Source organism: Xanthomonas cassavae CFBP 4642, assembly GCF_000454545.1.
Classification (GTDB): Bacteria; Pseudomonadota; Gammaproteobacteria; order Xanthomonadales; family Xanthomonadaceae; genus Xanthomonas; species Xanthomonas cassavae.
Genome location: NZ_CM002139.1, coordinates 3,745,885 through 3,746,646, shown reverse-complemented (window position 1 = coordinate 3,746,646; position 762 = coordinate 3,745,885). Strand labels below are relative to the sequence as shown.

Annotated in this window: 1 protein-coding gene and 2 pseudogenes; 1 reads left to right on the top strand and 2 read right to left on the bottom strand. The window is 48.8% G+C overall.

Annotated elements, in window-relative coordinates; translation table 11 throughout:
- Positions 1-106: pseudogene (locus XCSCFBP4642_RS28750) on the top strand (IS1595 family transposase); the annotation flags it as partial.
- Positions 107-115: 9 nt separating this feature from the next.
- Here the strand turns inward: XCSCFBP4642_RS28750 and XCSCFBP4642_RS0116470 are convergent.
- Both XCSCFBP4642_RS0116470 and XCSCFBP4642_RS28745 read right to left on the bottom strand, forming a co-directional pair.
- A complete protein-coding gene (locus XCSCFBP4642_RS0116470; RefSeq protein WP_029220754.1) occupies positions 116-382 on the bottom strand; it encodes a response regulator in 267 nt (88 codons plus the stop codon).
- A 273-nt stretch (positions 383-655) separates the two neighbouring features.
- Positions 656-762, bottom strand: a pseudogene (locus XCSCFBP4642_RS28745) (IS1595 family transposase); the annotation flags it as partial.

The following is a 762-nucleotide window of genomic DNA, read 5'->3' as shown; positions in this document are numbered from 1 at the left end:
CCGATTCGACCTGAAACAGATGCTGCCGCGGCTGGCGACGGCGCTGCTGCGTTGCACACCTTGCCCAGAGCGCGTTTTGCGTATGGCAAGCAACTTCCATGGCTGAGGGATGGGGCTAATCAGGTAGAACAATGAGTTTTGTATTTGGCGCAACGTGTCGGAGTTTTTTAAGTAGAACAAGTCCATCGGCCATTGGGTCGTTATCAAACTCATAATCGCATAGCAACACGTCCACAGGATGCGTCTGTAACTTTTTCATCAATTGTTCGATTCTTTCGCAGCTAAAGATCAAGTCGATGTCTATATTGTTACTGAGGGCGCTATTTAGTCCCAGCAAGACAATGGGGTGATCGTCTGCAACGCCGACTGTGATCCTGGTCATGGCTGCATGCCTCGGTAGTGGGGGAATGGAGAGCTTAGCTTAAAGTTTTTGGAAAGGTGATGGGCGATGGCCTATTGATTTTTGGGTGCTTGATAGTGGTAACGAGCAGGGTGCGGCTGCATACTAGGCGTCGTAATAGAATTTTGGCGAAGCAGGTTATTCATATGATTGAAGTCAAAGATGTGATCTTTTGTATAGTTGAGGAGGAGCTCAAAAAAAACTTTCTCGTTGGGAAGCGTTTCATTTATAACGCTACCTGATTAGCCCCGACTCTCAGCCATGAAAATTGCTCGCTGCACGTAAAACCTGCTCTGGGCATGGTGTGGATTGCATCATGGCCGTGGCAAGTCGTGGCAGCATCTCGCGCAAGCGGAATCGAC